The organism is Citrobacter sp. B72, from assembly GCF_016894305.1.
GTDB lineage: Bacteria > Pseudomonadota > Gammaproteobacteria > Enterobacterales > Enterobacteriaceae > Citrobacter > Citrobacter portucalensis.
Genome location: NZ_CP069801.1, coordinates 1,400,208 through 1,416,539 on the forward strand (window position 1 = coordinate 1,400,208; position 16,332 = coordinate 1,416,539).

The following is a 16,332-nucleotide window of genomic DNA, read 5'->3' on the forward strand; positions in this document are numbered from 1 at the left end:
GCCCGTTTTCCTGTATGCGCGAAAATAAGGATAAATAAAATGACAGAAGCCATGAAAATTACGCTTTCCACGCAACCCGCCGATGCCCGCTGGGGTGAAAAGGCGACATACAGCATTAATAATGACGGCATTACCCTGCACCTGAACGGAAAAGATGACCTCGGCCTTATCCAGCGTGCCGCGCGTAAAATCGACGGCCTGGGCATTAAACACGTGCAACTGGACGGTGAATGCTGGGATACCGAACGTAGCTGGGCGTTCTGGCAGGGCTACAAGGGACCAAAAGGCACCCGCAAAGTTGAGTGGGCCGCTCTGGACGAAGCGCAGCGCAAAGAGCTGGATAGCCGTCTGAAGATTATTGACTGGGTGCGCGATACCATTAACGCCCCGGCAGAAGAGCTTGGCCCGGAACAGCTGGCGCAGCGCGCTGTTGATCTGCTGTGCTCCGTCGCGTGCGATAACGTCTCTTACCGCATCACCAAAGGCGAAGATCTGCGCGAGCAGAACTACATGGGGCTGCATACCGTGGGTCGCGGCTCTGAACGTCCTCCTGTGCTGCTGGCGCTGGACTACAACCCAACAGGCGATAAAGAAGCCCCGGTTTATGCCTGCCTGGTTGGTAAGGGAATTACTTTTGATTCCGGTGGTTACAGCATCAAGCAAAGCGCATTTATGGACTCAATGAAGTCCGACATGGGCGGTGCGGCAACGGTCACCGGTGCGTTGGCATTTGCCATCACCCGTGGTCTGAACAAGCGCGTGAAGCTGTATCTGTGCTGCGCGGATAACCTGATTAGCGGCAACGCCTTTAAGCTCGGCGACATTATTCACTATCGCAACGGTAAAAAAGTTGAAGTGATGAATACCGATGCCGAAGGACGTCTGGTGCTGGCCGATGGCCTGATCGATGCCAGTGCGCAGAAACCGGAACTGATCATTGATGCTGCCACGCTGACCGGCGCGGCGAAAACCGCCCTGGGTAACGATTATCACGCGTTGTTCAGCTTTGACGACAAGCTGGCTGCTCGCCTGCTGGCAAGTGCGGCACAAGAAAACGAACCGTTCTGGCGTCTGCCGCTGGCAGAGTTCCACCGTAGTCAGTTGCCGTCTAACTTTGCCGAACTGAATAACACCGGCAGCGCGGCTTACCCGGCTGGCGCAAGCACCGCGGCGGGCTTCCTGTCCCATTTCGTGGAAAACTACCAGCAGGGCTGGCTGCATATCGACTGCTCCGCAACCTATCGCAAAGCGCCGGTTGAGCAGTGGTCTGCGGGCGCAACCGGTCTGGGTGTGCGCACGATTGCGAATCTGCTGACCGCATAATTTATTACTGTATTGCCGGATGGCGCTAAGCTTATCCGGCCTACATGTATTCATCCAATTTGTGATACTTATGTCCGAAACAAAAAACGAATTAGAAACATTGCTTGAACAAGCGGCGACAGAGCCTGCGCATCGTCCGGCATTTTTCCGTACTTTACTGGAATCCACAGTCTGGGTGCCGGGTACTGCCGCAGAAGGCGAGGCGGTGGTTGAAGACAGCGCTCTCGACCTGCAGCATTGGGAAAAAGAAGACGGCACGACCGTGATCCCGTTCTTCACTTCTCTGGAAGCCCTGCAGCAGGCGGTGGAAGATGAGCAAGCATTTGTCGTTATGCCGGTGCGTACGTTATTTGAAATGACGCTCGGCGAAACGCTCTTTCTCAACGCGAAACTGCCGACCGGCAAAGAATTTATGCCGCGTGAAATCAGCCTGCTGATGGGGGAAGAGGGGAATCCGCTCAGCACCCAGGAAGTACTGGAAGGCGGTGAATCGCTGATCCTCTCTGAAGTCGCTGAACCTCCGGCGCAGATGATTGACTCGCTGACTACGCTGTTTAAAACCATTAAGCCGGTAAAACGCGCGTTCCTCTGCTCAATCAAAGAAAGCGCGGAAGCCCAGCCGAATCTGCTGATTGGTATTGAAGCGGAAGGGGATATTGAAGAGATCATCCACGCTGCTGGCAGCGTCGCGACCGATACGCTGCCGGGCGATGAACCTATTGATATCTGCCAGGTGAAGAAGGGTGAGAAGGGCGTGAGCCACTTTATCACTGAGCATATCGCACCGTTCTACGAACGCCGCTGGGGCGGTTTCCTGCGCGACTTTAAACAGAACCGGATTATCTAAATTGTAGGCCGGATAAGCGAAGCGCTATCCGGCTTTTCCAGCTTTATAATTGCGGTTCTACCGGTAAATCGTTGCGCGCTCCCCATTCGCTCCATGCGCCGTCATACAATACGACGTCAGAAACGCCCAGCGTGGCAAGTGCCAGCACGACGACGGCAGCCGTTACGCCGGAGCCGCAGCTGGCGATAATAGGGCGGTCAAAGCTCACGCCGTGACTGAAGAAAATAGCATCCAGCTCATCGGTGGTTTTCAATTCGCCGTCACGAACCAGTTCTGTCCACGGTACGTTAAGCGCACCGGGTACATGACCACGCTTCAGGCCAGGACGCGGCTCGTCAACTTCGCCATTAAAACGCGCAGCCGGACGGGCATCGACGATCTGCGCCGTTTTTTCATGACTGGCCAGCAGTACATCGGTAACGCGCACAACTGCGTCAGGCGTAAAGGCCACGTTAAATTCACCTTCAGGTAAATCCTCATCGCCTTCCTTGAGCATTAACTCATCGCGCTTCCAGCCTGCCAGACCGCCTGCCAGAATGGAGACATTTTCGACGCCAAATGTCCGCAGCATCCACCATGCGCGTGGCGCGGAAAACAGATTACCGTCATCGTAGATAACCAGATGCTTATCCTGATCAACGCCCAGCTCGCGCATCGCAACGGCAAAGGCTTCGGGGCGTGGCATCATATGCGGTAGCGGTGAGGTATGATCGGAAAGTGCTTCAATATCAAAAAAGACTGCGCCAGGAATATGGCCCGCACGATACTCCTCACCAACATCGCGATCTTCCTGTCCAGGAGGTGCCATCCGGGCATCAAGAATTTGTATTTCCGGGTCGTCAATGTGTTCGGCAAGCCAGTCGGTAGCGACAAAGAAGGCGGTGGTCATAGGCATCTCCATTTTTACCAGGTTTTGGCAAATTGTCGGATGTTTACCGTAAAGCGACAAGTAAAACAGGCTGATTTGTCAGGTGAATCCACATTAATCACTTAAATTAAGACAACGTTGTTCAGTTACTGACTTCCACAGCCGGAAATCTGACGCATAATAGTTGTTCTACGTAGCTAACGGGCCACTACGGCCAGGGATGAAAAATGAAACATTTACGCGTAGCGGCCTGCATGCTGATGCTGGCACTGGTCGGGTGCGATAATAATAACGAAAAATCACCGACGGCTGCGAAACCTGACTCGCCAGCTCCCCAGACTGCGCCAGTAAAAGACAAGGCCCAATTACAAAAGCTGGTGCAACAGAGCCAGGGCAAGTCGCTGACGTTGCTGGATGCCTCAGAGGTCCAGCTCGACGGTGCGGCAACGCTCGTTTTGACCTTCTCCATTCCCCTCGATCCAGAACAAGATTTTTCCCGCGTCGTGCACGTTGTTGATAAAAAAAGCGGCAAAGTGGATGGTGCCTGGGAGCTGGCGCCAAATCTGAAAGAGCTGCGCTTACGCCATCTGGAACCTAACCGGGAACTGGTGGTGACCATTGAGCGTGATTTGCTGGCGCTGAATAAAGCGACGTTCGCTATTGATTATGAAAAAAACATTACCACCCGCGATGTACAGCCAAGCGTTGGGTTTGCCAGTCGCGGCTCGCTGTTGCCGGGAAAAGTAATTGAAGGCCTGCCGGTAATGGCCCTCAACGTTAACAGTGTGGATGTGAACTTCTTTCGCGTGAAGCCTGAATCGCTCGGCGCATTTGTCAGCCAGTGGGAATACCGCAATTCGTTGACGAACTGGGAATCTGACAATCTACTGAAAATGGCGGAACTGGTGTATACCGGACGCTTTGATCTCAATCCTGCGCGTAACACCCGTGAGAAGCTGCTGCTGCCGCTGAGCGATATCAAGCCGTTGCAGCAAGCAGGTGTTTACATCGCGGTGATGAATCAGGCTGGACAATACAACTACAGTAATGCCGCTACGCTGTTCACGCTCAGCGATATTGGTGTGTCTGCACACCGTTACCATAATCAACTGGATGTCTTTACGCAGAGTCTGGAAAACGGCGCTGCGCAGCAGGGTATTGAGGTCACGTTACTCAACGAAAAAGGACAGACGCTGGCGCAGGCTACCAGCGACGCGCAGGGTCATGTCAAACTGGAGACTGATAAAGACGCGGCTTTATTGCTGGCCCGCAAAGACGGGCAAACCACGCTGCTGGATTTGAAACTCCCGGCGTTGGATCTGGCTGAATTTGATATTGCCGGTGCACCGGGATACAGCAAACAATTCTTTATGTTTGGTCCCCGTGACCTCTATCGTCCTGGCGAAACGGTGATCCTCAACGGATTACTGCGTGACAGCGACGGCAACACGTTGCCCGACCAGCCGGTGAAGCTGGAGGTCGTGAAGCCCGATGGGCAAGTGTTACGTTCGGTGGTTAGCCAGCCGGAGAACGGTCTGTATCGCTTTAGCTGGCCGCTGGACACCAACGCGCCAACCGGTATGTGGCATATTCGTGCTAATACGGGCGACAACCAGTCACGGATGTGGGATTTCCACGTCGAAGATTTTATGCCTGAGCGGATGGCGCTCAATCTCTCCGCTAATAAGATTCCGGTAGCTCCGGCTGATGAAGTGAAGTTCTCGGTAGTGGGCTACTACCTGTACGGCGCGCCTGCTAACGGCAATGCTCTGCAAGGGCAGCTTTTCCTGCGCCCGCTGCGCGAAGCGGTGCAGGCATTACCGGGGTTCCAGTTTGGTAATATTGCTGAAGAAAACCTGTCCCGCAGCCTCGATGAAGTTCAGCTTACGCTGGATGAACACGGTCGCGGCGAAGTGACCACCAACAGCCAATGGCAGGAGACGCATTCCCCGTTACAGGTGATCCTGCAAGCCAGCCTGCTGGAGTCAGGTGGCCGCCCGGTGACGCGTCGGGCTGAACAAGCCATCTGGCCTGCGGACACGCTGCCGGGTATTCGTCCGCAGTTTGCGGCAAAAGCCGTCTATGACTACCGCACTGATACCACCGTGAATCAGCCTATCGTTGATGAAAACAGCAACGCCGCTTTCGACATTGTTTATGCCGATGCGCAGGGCGAGAAAAAAGCGGTGTCCGGTTTGCAGGTGCGTTTGATCCGCGAGCGCCGGGATTATTACTGGAACTGGTCTGAAGGCGAGGGCTGGCAATCACAGTTCGATCAAAAGGATCTGGTTGAAGGTGAGCAGACTCTGGATCTTAAGGCCGATGAAACCGGTAAAGTCAGCTTCCCGGTTGAGTGGGGTGCCTATCGTCTGGAAGTGAAAGCCCCGAATGATGCGGTGAGCAGCGTACGCTTCTGGGCAGGTTATAGCTGGCAGGATAACAGCGACGGCAGTGGGGCCGTGCGTCCCGATCGCGTGACTCTGAAACTGGACAAACCCAGCTATCGTCCTGGCGATACCATGAAGCTGCACGTTGCCGCTCCCGCTGCTGGCAAAGGTTATGCGATGGTGGAATCCAGCGAAGGCCCGCTGTGGTGGCAAGAAATAGACGTACCGGCGGATGGTCTCGATATCTCCATCCCGATCGATAAAACCTGGAATCGCCACGATTTGTATCTCAGTGCGCTGGTGGTTCGTCCTGGCGACAAGTCCCGTTCGGCCACGCCAAAACGGGCGGTTGGTTTACTGCATTTGCCGTTAGGTGATGAAAACCGTCGTCTGGCGCTGGCGCTGGAAAACCCGGCGAAAATACGGCCAAATCAGCCGTTGACCGTCAAGATTAAAGCCAGCGTCAAAAATGGCGACGTACCAAAACAGGTTAACGTGCTGGTCTCTGCCGTTGATAGCGGGGTGTTGAACATTACCGATTACGCCACGCCAGATCCGTGGCAGGCATTTTTCGGACAAAAACGCTATGGCGCGGATATTTATGATATTTACGGCCAGGTGATCGAAGGGCAAGGGCGGCTGGCGGCACTGCGCTTTGGTGGTGATGGCGATGAATTAAAGCGCGGCGGTAAGCCACCGGTTAATCACGTCAATATCGTGGCGCAACAGGCGCTGCCGGTCACGCTCAACGAGCAGGGCGAAGGTACGGTGACGCTACCGATTGGTGATTTCAACGGCGAGCTACGGGTAATGGCACAGGCCTGGACGGCGGATGACTTTGGCAGCAGTGAAAGCAAGGTGATTGTTGCCGCGCCGGTAATTGCTGAACTGAATATGCCGCGTTTTCTGGCGGGAGGCGATACCTCGCGACTGACGCTGGACGTGACTAACCTGACTGACAAACCGCAAACACTGAATATTAAGCTCGCGGCCAGCGGTTTACTGGAGCTGATGGGGCAAGATCCTGCTCCATTGAATCTGGCACCAGGCGTACGGACTACGTTGTTTATTCCGGTGCGTGCGCGGGAGGGGTTTAGCGATGGCGAAATTCAGGCAGAAATTAGCGGTCTGACTTTACCGGGTGAAACGCTGCCAGTTCAGCATAAACAGTGGAAGATTGGCGTGCGTCCGGCGTTCCCGGCGCAAACCGTTAATAACGGTGTCGCACTTCAGCCGGGCGCAACCTGGCAGCTTCCGGGCGAAGAACTGACCAACTTCTCCCCTGCAACGATGCAGGGGCAACTGCTGTTCAGCGGTAAGCCGCCGCTAAATCTGGCGCGTTATATCCGCGAACTGAAGGCTTACCCTTACGGCTGCCTGGAGCAAACGGCGAGCGGGTTGTTCCCATCCTTATACACCAACGCTGCGCAATTGAAGGCGTTAGGTATTGTGGGTGATAGCGATGAAAAACGCCGTGCTGCAGTCGATATTGGGATTTCTCGTTTAGTGCAGATGCAGCGTGATAACGGCGGTTTCGCGTTGTGGGATAAAAACGGGTCGGAAGAGTACTGGCTGACCGCGTATGTCATGGATTTCCTCGTTCGGGCAAATGAACAGGGCTACAGCGTCCCGGTAGAGGTCATTAACCGTGGCAACGAGCGGCTGCTGCGCTATTTGCAGGATCCCGGAATGTTGTCGATTCGCTATACCGACGACTCTTCAGCAAGCCGGTTTGCCGTACAAGCCTACGCCGCGTTGGTTCTGGCGCGTCAGCAAAAAGCCCCGCTCGGCGCATTGCGTGAGATCTGGGAGCGTCGTGCACAAGCGGCCTCTGGTTTACCGCTGTTACAACTGGGGATCGCGCTGAAAAATATGGGCGATGCTAACCGCAGTGAACAGGCGTTGACGCTGGCGCTGAATACGCCGCGCCGCGATACGCAACAGTGGATGGCGGATTACGGCAGTGCGTTACGGGATAACGCGTTGATGCTGGCCTTGCTCGAAGAGAACAAGCTCAAACCTGACGTGCAGAATACGCTGCTGAACACGTTGTCAGAACAGGCCTTTGGGCAGCGCTGGCTCTCGACTCAGGAAAATAATGCGTTGTTCCTTGCCGCGCGTACGTTACAGGACTTGCCAGGCACATGGCAGGCGCAAACGTCACTCTCGGAGCAACCGTTAGCCGGGGAGAAATCACAGACGCGTAATCTGGATGTCGATGCGCTGTCTACGCTGAGCGTCACCAATACCGGTAATCAACCGCTGTGGCTGCGTCTGGATGTGAGCGGTTATCCGCAAACCTCACCGACACCTGCCAGCAACGTTCTGCATATTGAGCGTCAAATCCTGGGGCTCGACGGAAACAGTAAATCACTGGATTCTCTGCGTAGCGGCGAGCTGGTGCTGGTCTGGCTGGAGGTGAAAGCCAGCCAGAACGTGCCGGATGCGCTGGTGGTCGATTTACTGCCAGCAGGACTGGAACTGGAAAACCAGAATCTGGCCAACGGCAGCGCCAGCCTGCAGGATAGCGGTAGCGAAGTGGCGAATTTGCTTAATCAGATGCAGCAGGCAGATATCCAGCACGTTGAGTTCCGTGACGATCGCTTTGTCGCTGCGGTGGCGGTCAATGAAGGACAACCGGTTACGCTGGTGTATCTGGCGCGAGCGGTAACGCCGGGGACCTACCAGGTTCCCGTCCCACAGGTGGAATCAATGTATGTTCCGCAGTGGCGCGCGACCGGTGCGACAGAGGGACTTTTGATTGTCAGACCGTAAATGATGCGCCGGTTGGGTAAACGCGGCTGCTGGCTCTGGCTGGCAGCCGTTGCGCTATTGATTGTGTCGGCAGTTTGGGCGGCAGATAAAATCTGGCCGCTGCCCTTGCGCGAAGTCGATCCGGCACGGGTCGTGGTGGCACATGATGGTACGCCACTCTGGCGCTTTGCCGATGCCGAAGGTATCTGGCGGTATCCGGTAACGATTGATGAGGTGTCGCCCCGCTACCTTGAGGCGCTAATTAACTACGAAGACCGCTGGTTCTGGAAGCATCCTGGCGTCAATCCTTTTTCAGTACTGCGCGCAGCATGGCAGGACCTCTCCTCTGGGCGTGTGGTTTCGGGCGGCAGTACGCTCACCATGCAGGTCGCACGATTACTCGATCCCCATCCGCGAACCTTCGGCGGCAAGTTTCGCCAGCTCTGGCGCGCATTGCAGCTGGAATGGCATCTCTCCAAACGCGACATCCTGACACTGTATCTCAACCGTGCGCCGTTTGGCGGTACGCTGCAGGGCGTGGGGGCGGCAAGCTGGGCCTATCTTGGTAAATCACCCGCGCAATTGAGTTACTCCGATGCCGCATTGCTGGCTGTGTTGCCACAGGCACCGAGTCGCCTGCGTCCGGATCGCTGGCCGGACCGTGCTGAGGCGGCGCGTAATAAAGTGCTCGAACGTATGGCGACTCAGGGTATTTGGCATGCCAGACAGGTACAGGAGTCGCGTGAAGAGCCGGTCTGGCTGGCACCCCGGCAAATGCCGCAGTTAGCGCCATTATTCTCGCGCATGATGCTGGGGAAAAGCCGGAGCGATAAAATCGTAACTACCCTTGATGCCGGATTGCAGCGTCAACTGGAAGAGCTGGCGCAGAACTGGAAGGGGCGTTTACCTGCTCGCAGTTCGCTGGCAATGATTGTGGTCGATCACACCGATATGAGCGTGCGTGGTTGGGTGGGGTCGGTAGATATGAATGACGACTCCCGCTTTGGTCATGTGGATATGGTGAATGCGATCCGTTCGCCCGGCTCGGTGCTGAAGCCGTTTGTTTATGGCCTGGCGCTGGATGACGGACTCATTCATCCCGCTTCGTTGTTGCAGGATGTCCCGCGGCGAACCGGGGACTATCGACCGGGGAATTTTGACAGCGGTTTTCATGGCCCGGTGAGCATGAGCGAAGCGCTGGTAAGGTCGTTGAATTTACCCGCCGTGCAGGTACTTGAAGCCTATGGTCCGAAGCGCTTTGCCGCATCGTTACGTAATGTCGGCTTACCGCTGTATCTGCCCGCAGGGGCCGCGCCGAATCTGTCGCTGATTTTAGGTGGTGCGGGGGCAAGGCTGGAAGATATGGCCGCAGCGTACAGCGCCTTTGCCCGCCAGGGAAAAGCGGGAAAACTACGTCTGCAGCCGGGTGACCCACTGCTTGAACGTCCGTTGATGTCGGCGGGTGCGGCGTGGATTATTCGCCGTATTATGGCCGACGAAGCGCAACCGCTGCCGGATAACGCACTGAGCAGAGTGGTTCCGCTGGCGTGGAAAACGGGCACCAGCTATGGCTATCGCGATGCCTGGGCGATTGGTGTTAATGCTCGTTATGTGATCGGTATCTGGACTGGCAGACCAGACGGAACGCCGGTGGTGGGCCAGTTTGGATTTGCCAGCGCCGTGCCGCTGCTCAATCAGGTCAACAATCTTTTGCTCTCTCGCGGGACCAATCAGCCGGAAGATCCACGTCCTGATTCCGTGCGTCGCGGCGTGGTGTGCTGGCCGGGTGGGCAATCCCTTGCCCCCGGAGACAGCAACTGCCGTCGCCGTCTGGCAACCTGGTTACTGGATGGCAGTCAGCCACCAACGTTATTATTGCCCGAGCAGGAAGGGGTTAATGGCATTCGTTTTCCTGTCTGGCTGGATGATGAAGGCAAACGTGTGGCGGCGGATTGCCCGCAGGCGCACGAGCAAACGTTAATCGTCTGGCCGTTGCCGCTGGAGCCATGGCTACCGGAATCAGAACGCCGTGGGGAGAGATTACCGCCAGTTTCTGCCACATGTCCGCCGCTGGGGCAAGACGCTTCGCAGCCGTTGCAGTTGACAGGCATTCGTGATGGCGCGATTGTGAAGCGTTTACCCGGTTCTGCTCAAGCCTCATTGCCGGTGCAAACCAGCGGTGGGAGCGGTGAACGCTGGTGGTTTCTTAACGGTGAAAGGCTGGATGAACGCGGGCGTCGTCTTACGCTACGGCTGGTGACTAAAGGGGATTATCAATTGCTGGTGATGGATGACGCTGGTCAGGTAGCGACGGTGAGATTTTCGATGCAGTAGACCAGTTGGTGACTGTTTGTTGCTAAAATTCATCTTATTTTAAAGAAATGTTACCTTCATCAATAGTCAATTGCCGGGATGCTCTTTATAATCCGCGCCAGGTCGTACATCTATATAGACAACAACAGAACACATTACAGAGGTTATCATGGCTATTGAACGTACTTTTTCCATCATCAAACCAAACGCGGTGGCAAAAAACGTTATTGGGAGCATCTTTGCGCGCTTTGAAGCAGCAGGGTTCAAAATTGTCGGCACTAAAATGCTGCACCTGACCGTTGAGCAGGCACGTGGCTTCTATGCTGAGCACGATGGCAAACCGTTCTTTGACGGTCTGGTTGAATTCATGACCTCCGGTCCGATCGTTGTTTCTGTTCTGGAAAGCGAAAATGCCGTACAGCGTCATCGTGATCTGCTGGGCGCAACCAACCCGGCGAATGCGCTGGCCGGTACTCTGCGTGCAGACTATGCTGACAGCTTCACCGAGAACGGTACTCACGGTTCCGACTCCGTTGAGTCAGCGGCGCGCGAAATCGCCTATTTCTTTGGTGAAGGTGAGGTTTGCCCGCGCACTCGCTAATAAGCTCGTGGGGTAGGCCAGATAAGTATTTGCGCATCCGGCTCTGCTTTGCCTGATGGTGACGCTGATGCGTCTTATCAGGCCTACGATCTTCCTTTACATATTATTTTCGCTAATGCTTCGTGCAAACGTGGCATCCCTGCGCCAGACTTTGTACAATGCAACGCCCCGGAAGAGCAGATCGCTTGCCGGGGTGTTTCTTTTTAACCCTCCACGGGCCACAACGTGTAACAACGAGGCCGGAAAAAATTATGTCTGAATTAGTTAACACCTCTGAAGTCGTCATTCCTGCGGTTCCAAATAAAAATGGAAAAATTAACCTGCTGGATCTGAACCGTCAGCAAATGCGCGAATTCTTCAAAGAGATGGGCGAAAAACCGTTTCGTGCCGATCAGGTCATGAAGTGGATGTACCACTATTGCAGCGACAACTTTGATGACATGACTGACATCAACAAGGTGCTGCGTAACAAGCTGAAAGAAGTGGCTGAAATTCGCGCCCCGGAAGTGGTGGAAGAGCAGCGTTCTTCTGACGGTACGATCAAATGGGCTATCGCGGTTGGCGATCAGCGCGTTGAAACGGTGTATATCCCGGAAGACGATCGTGCGACCCTGTGTGTTTCTTCACAGGTCGGGTGCGCATTAGAGTGTAAATTCTGCTCTACGGCGCAACAGGGCTTTAACCGTAACCTGCGGGTATCGGAGATCATTGGTCAGGTCTGGCGCGCGGCGAAGATCGTCGGTGCGGTAAAGGCTACGGGCGTGCGTCCTATTACCAACGTGGTGATGATGGGGATGGGTGAGCCGCTGCTCAACCTGACCAACGTAGTTCCGGCGATGGAAATCATGCTTGATGACTTCGGTTTTGGGCTGTCCAAGCGTCGCGTCACGCTATCCACCTCAGGCGTTGTCCCTGCGCTGGATAAGCTGGGTGATATGATTGACGTCGCGCTGGCGATTTCTCTGCATGCGCCGAACGATGAAATTCGTGACGAAATTGTACCTATCAACAAAAAGTACAATATCGAAACATTCCTTGGCGCGGTTCGTCGTTATCTGGAGAAGTCCAACGCTAACCAGGGTCGTGTAACCATTGAGTATGTGATGTTAGATCACATCAATGATGGCACTGAACACGCGCATCAGCTGGCAGAACTGCTGAAAGATACGCCGTGTAAGATCAACCTGATCCCGTGGAACCCGTTCCCGGGCGCGCCGTATGGCCGTAGTTCTAACAGCCGTATCGATCGTTTCTCCAAAGTGTTGATGAGCTATGGTTTCACTACCATCGTGCGTAAAACACGTGGTGATGACATCGATGCAGCCTGCGGTCAGCTGGCGGGCGATGTTATCGACCGTACCAAGCGTACTCTGCGTAAGCGTATGCAGGGCGACGCTATCGAGATTAAGACCGTTTGATGTTGGCGCACTACGGTATAATTCCTGTACCGTAGTGCAACGTAAGCCATATGAGGTTTTTTGTTGTCGTCGTCAGGTCAATAATAACGGTGCGTTTTTGTCGACTTTAAGGCAGTATGTAACGGCGTAACAAGTGTTTAGCCCTCAGGTTTACGCCGTTTTGTCATTGATAGTCTGACCGTTTTATACTGTCTGACGAAGGTTAACTGACCAGATGTTTCGCGGTGTGGGTGAGCATTGTGGCTCGCCGGCATCAGAACCCAAATTTACGCAGCTGTAGCGAATGAATACTGAAGCCACGCACGACAAAAATGAAACACTATCCACCGGCGTTCGTCTGCGCAATGCCCGTGAACAACTCGGATTCAGCCAGCAGGCAGTCGCGGAGCGACTTTGCCTGAAGGTCTCCACGGTACGCGATATTGAAGAGGATAAGGCGCCAGCCGATCTTGCTTCAACATTCCTGCGCGGGTATATCCGTTCTTATGCGCGTCTGGTGCATATTCCTGAAGAAGAACTGTTGCCAGGGCTGGAAAAACAGGCTCCGATTCGACCAGCTAAAGTCGCACCGATGCAGAGCTTCTCGCTCGGCAAACGTCGTAAGAAACGCGACGGCTGGTTAATGACCTTTACCTGGCTTGTGCTGTTTGTCGTTGTCGGACTGACAGGCGCCTGGTGGTGGCAGAACCATAAAGCACAGCAGGAAGAGATCACCACCATGGCCGATCAATCCTCTGCTGAGCTGAATGCCGGTAAAGAGGGTGCGCAGAACGTACCGTTAGATACCAGCGCAGCAGCAGGGCAGGATACCCCTCCGGCTCCTGACGATGGTGCGGTAGCGGACGCAGCGCCAACGCCAGACGTTGCTGCGACCCCGGCCCCCGCCGCTGATGCGCAACAGAACGCCGTTGTTGCGCCATCTCAGGCTAACGTCGATACCGCAACCGCAGCGCCAACAGCGCCAGCTACAGCGGCTCCTCTGCCGACCGATCAGGCAGGTGTGACTACACCTGTAGCCGATCCTAACGCGCTGGTGATGAACTTTACCGCCGATTGCTGGCTGGAAGTAACCGATGCGACCGGTAAAAAACTGTTCAGCGGGATGCAGCGTAAAGACGGCAATCTAAACCTGACCGGTCAAGCGCCGTACAAACTGAAAATTGGCGCCCCGGCGGCAGTGCAGATTCAGTTCCAGGGTAAACCTGTCGATCTGAGTCGTTTTATCAGAACTAACCAGGTTGCACGTCTGACCGTTAATGCCGAACAATCACCGGCTCAGTAACAGACGGCAATGCGGGAGATTTTTTAATGCATAACCAGGCTCCAATTCAACGTAGAAAATCGACACGCATTTACGTTGGGAACGTGCCGATCGGCGATGGTGCGCCCATCGCCGTACAGTCTATGACTAACACGCGTACCACGGATGTGGAAGCGACGGTTAATCAGATTAAAGCGCTGGAACGCGTAGGCGCAGACATTGTTCGTGTCTCCGTACCGACAATGGATGCCGCAGAAGCGTTCAAGCTTATCAAACAGCAGGTTAACGTCCCGCTGGTTGCCGATATTCACTTCGACTATCGTATCGCGCTGAAGGTGGCGGAATACGGTGTTGATTGCCTGCGTATTAACCCAGGTAATATCGGTAGTGAAGAGCGTATTCGCATGGTGGTGGATTGCGCTCGTGATAAAAATATTCCTATCCGTATCGGCGTCAACGCCGGATCGTTGGAAAAAGATCTGCAGGAAAAATACGGCGAACCGACGCCGCAGGCGCTGCTGGAATCCGCTATGCGCCATGTGGATCACCTCGATCGTCTGAACTTCGATCAATTCAAAGTCAGCGTTAAAGCATCTGACGTTTTCCTCGCCGTAGAATCCTATCGCCTGCTGGCGAAACAGATCGATCAACCGCTGCATCTGGGGATCACCGAAGCCGGTGGCCTGCGTAGTGGTTCGGTGAAGTCCGCGATCGGCCTTGGCCTGCTGTTATCTGAAGGGATCGGCGATACGCTGCGTGTTTCTCTGGCAGCCGATCCGGTGGAAGAGATCAAAGTGGGTTTCGATATCCTGAAATCGCTGCGTATTCGCGCGCGCGGGATCAACTTCATCGCTTGTCCAACCTGTTCGCGTCAGGAGTTTGACGTTATTGGTACGGTTAACGCGCTGGAGCAACGCCTGGAAGATATCATTACGCCAATGGACGTTTCGATCATCGGCTGCGTGGTAAACGGTCCTGGTGAAGCGCTGGTTTCTACGCTGGGCGTGACGGGCGGTAACAAGAAAAGCGGCCTGTATGAAGACGGCGTGCGTAAGGACAGACTCGATAACGACGATATGATTACGCAGCTTGAAGCCCGCATCCGCGCTAAAGCGAGTATTCTGGACGAAGCGCGTCGTATCGACGTGCAGCAGCTTGAAAAATAACAACGTGATGGGAAGCGGCGTGCTTCCCGTGTATGATTGAACCCGCATGGCGCCCGCATTGTTCGGGTTAGCGCTGAGGGTTCATTTTTATATTCATAAAGAGAATAAACGTGGCAAAAAACATTCAAGCCATTCGCGGCATGAACGATTATCTGCCTGGCGAAACCGCCATCTGGCAGCGCATTGAAGGCACTCTCAAAAACGTGCTCGGTAGCTACGGTTACAGTGAAATCCGCTTGCCGATTGTAGAGCAGACCCCGTTATTCAAACGCGCGATCGGTGAAGTCACCGACGTGGTTGAAAAAGAGATGTATACCTTTGAGGACCGTAATGGCGACAGCCTGACGTTGCGTCCTGAAGGGACTGCGGGCTGCGTACGCGCCGGCATCGAACATGGTCTCCTGTACAATCAGGAACAGCGTCTGTGGTATATCGGGCCGATGTTCCGCCACGAACGTCCGCAGAAAGGACGCTATCGTCAATTCCATCAGCTGGGTGTCGAAGTATTTGGCCTGCAAGGCCCGGACATCGATGCGGAGCTGATTATGCTGACCGCTCGCTGGTGGCGCGCGCTGGGTATTTCTCAGCATGTTAGCCTTGAGCTGAACTCAATCGGTTCGCTTGAAGCCCGCGCTAACTACCGTGATGCGTTGGTCGCCTACCTGGAACTGCACAAAGAGAAACTGGACGAAGACTGCAAGCGTCGTATGTACACCAATCCGCTGCGCGTTCTCGACTCCAAAAACCCGGAAGTACAGGCGCTGCTTAACGACGCACCTGCACTGGGCGACTATCTTGATGACGACTCTCGCGAGCACTTCGCGGGCTTGTGCAAACTGCTGGAATCCGCAGGCATTGCCTACACCGTCAATCAGCGTCTGGTTCGTGGTCTTGATTACTACAACCGCACCGTATTTGAGTGGGTCACCAGCAGCCTGGGCTCTCAGGGCACCGTGTGTGCCGGTGGTCGTTACGACGGTCTGGTAGAGCAACTTGGCGGTCGTGCAACGCCAGCCGTGGGCTTTGCTATGGGGCTGGAACGACTTGTTTTGTTAGTTCAGGCAGTTAATCCGGAATTTAACGCAGATCCTGTTGTCGATATATACCTGGTCGCTTCAGGGGCGGACACGCAGTCGGCGGCAATGACGCTTGCAGAACGTCTGCGCGATGAAGTTCCTGGTGTGAAACTGATGACAAACCACGGTGGCGGCAACTTTAAGAAACAGTTTGCCCGTGCCGATAAGTGGGGCGCCCGCGTTGCACTGGTACTGGGCGAGTCCGAAGTGGCTGACGGTACTGTTGTAGTGAAGGATTTGCGCTCTGGTGAGCAAACGGCAGTAGCGCAGGATAGCGTTGCCGCGCATTTGCGCACTTTACTGGGCTAAGGAGAAGGA

10 protein-coding genes are annotated in these 16,332 nt (G+C 54.9%); 9 read left to right on the plus strand and 1 reads right to left on the minus strand.

From position 1 onward, the window contains the following. Nucleotides 1-39: 39 nt before the first annotated feature. Together pepB and sseB are read left to right on the plus strand one after the other, a co-directional pair. Nucleotides 40-1,323 carry an aminopeptidase PepB gene (pepB, locus tag JQN59_RS06655; protein WP_149607867.1) on the plus strand — a complete coding sequence of 428 codons (1,284 nt, stop codon included), beginning with the start codon at nt 40-42 and terminating at the stop codon, nt 1,321-1,323. A gap of 70 nt (nt 1,324-1,393) precedes the next feature. Then, nucleotides 1,394-2,170, plus strand: a complete 777-nt coding sequence (gene sseB / locus JQN59_RS06660) for an enhanced serine sensitivity protein SseB (protein WP_016157136.1) — start codon at nt 1,394-1,396, stop codon at nt 2,168-2,170. A 43-nt stretch (nt 2,171-2,213) separates the two neighbouring features. Here the strand turns inward: sseB and sseA are convergent, their stop codons facing one another. Beyond that, nucleotides 2,214-3,059, minus strand: coding sequence for a 3-mercaptopyruvate sulfurtransferase (sseA, locus tag JQN59_RS06665; RefSeq protein ID WP_103015186.1), 846 nt, complete (start codon nt 3,057-3,059; stop codon nt 2,214-2,216). Nucleotides 3,060-3,265: 206 nt separating this feature from the next. Here sseA and JQN59_RS06670 point away from each other — a divergent pair, with 206 nt between their 5' ends. The 7 genes from JQN59_RS06670 (at nt 3,266) to hisS (ending at nt 16,323) form a co-directional block, all read left to right on the plus strand. Next, nucleotides 3,266-8,200: an alpha-2-macroglobulin family protein gene (locus JQN59_RS06670; protein ID WP_149607868.1), complete on the plus strand. Its 4,935-nt coding sequence runs from the start codon at nt 3,266-3,268 to the stop codon at nt 8,198-8,200. Continuing rightward, the gene (pbpC, locus tag JQN59_RS06675) at nt 8,201-10,513 is read left to right on the plus strand and encodes a peptidoglycan glycosyltransferase PbpC (protein ID WP_149607869.1); all 2,313 of its coding nucleotides are present in this window, start codon (nt 8,201-8,203) and stop codon (nt 10,511-10,513) included. 148 nt (nt 10,514-10,661) lie between these two features. Continuing rightward, entirely contained in the window at nt 10,662-11,093 is a 432-nt protein-coding gene (gene ndk / locus JQN59_RS06680; RefSeq protein WP_003037710.1) for a nucleoside-diphosphate kinase, read from the plus strand. Nucleotides 11,094-11,344: 251 nt separating this feature from the next. Further along, the gene (locus JQN59_RS06685) at nt 11,345-12,511 is read left to right on the plus strand and encodes a bifunctional tRNA (adenosine(37)-C2)-methyltransferase TrmG/ribosomal RNA large subunit methyltransferase RlmN (protein WP_008785455.1); all 1,167 of its coding nucleotides are present in this window, start codon (nt 11,345-11,347) and stop codon (nt 12,509-12,511) included. 283 nt (nt 12,512-12,794) lie between these two features. Then, the gene (gene rodZ / locus JQN59_RS06690) at nt 12,795-13,793 is read left to right on the plus strand and encodes a cytoskeleton protein RodZ (protein WP_008785454.1); all 999 of its coding nucleotides are present in this window, start codon (nt 12,795-12,797) and stop codon (nt 13,791-13,793) included. A 26-nt stretch (nt 13,794-13,819) separates the two neighbouring features. Then, nucleotides 13,820-14,938 carry a flavodoxin-dependent (E)-4-hydroxy-3-methylbut-2-enyl-diphosphate synthase gene (ispG, locus tag JQN59_RS06695; RefSeq protein WP_003037720.1) on the plus strand — a complete coding sequence of 373 codons (1,119 nt, stop codon included), beginning with the start codon at nt 13,820-13,822 and terminating at the stop codon, nt 14,936-14,938. A gap of 110 nt (nt 14,939-15,048) precedes the next feature. After that, nucleotides 15,049-16,323, plus strand: coding sequence for a histidine--tRNA ligase (gene hisS, locus JQN59_RS06700; protein ID WP_003835173.1), 1,275 nt, complete (start codon nt 15,049-15,051; stop codon nt 16,321-16,323). Nucleotides 16,324-16,332: the final 9 nt, after the last annotated feature.

Coding starts and splice junctions, on each gene's coding strand:
- ispG (WP_003037720.1), top strand. CDS start 13,820: ATGCATAACCAGGCTCCAATTCAACGTAGAAAATCGACACGCATTTAC.
- sseB (WP_016157136.1), top strand. CDS start 1,394: ATGTCCGAAACAAAAAACGAATTAGAAACATTGCTTGAACAAGCGGCG.
- rodZ (WP_008785454.1), top strand. CDS start 12,795: ATGAATACTGAAGCCACGCACGACAAAAATGAAACACTATCCACCGGC.
- pbpC (WP_149607869.1), top strand. CDS start 8,201: ATGATGCGCCGGTTGGGTAAACGCGGCTGCTGGCTCTGGCTGGCAGCC.
- JQN59_RS06685 (WP_008785455.1), top strand. CDS start 11,345: ATGTCTGAATTAGTTAACACCTCTGAAGTCGTCATTCCTGCGGTTCCA.
- ndk (WP_003037710.1), top strand. CDS start 10,662: ATGGCTATTGAACGTACTTTTTCCATCATCAAACCAAACGCGGTGGCA.
- JQN59_RS06670 (WP_149607868.1), top strand. CDS start 3,266: ATGAAACATTTACGCGTAGCGGCCTGCATGCTGATGCTGGCACTGGTC.
- pepB (WP_149607867.1), top strand. CDS start 40: ATGACAGAAGCCATGAAAATTACGCTTTCCACGCAACCCGCCGATGCC.
- sseA (WP_103015186.1), bottom strand. CDS start 3,059: ATGACCACCGCCTTCTTTGTCGCTACCGACTGGCTTGCCGAACACATT.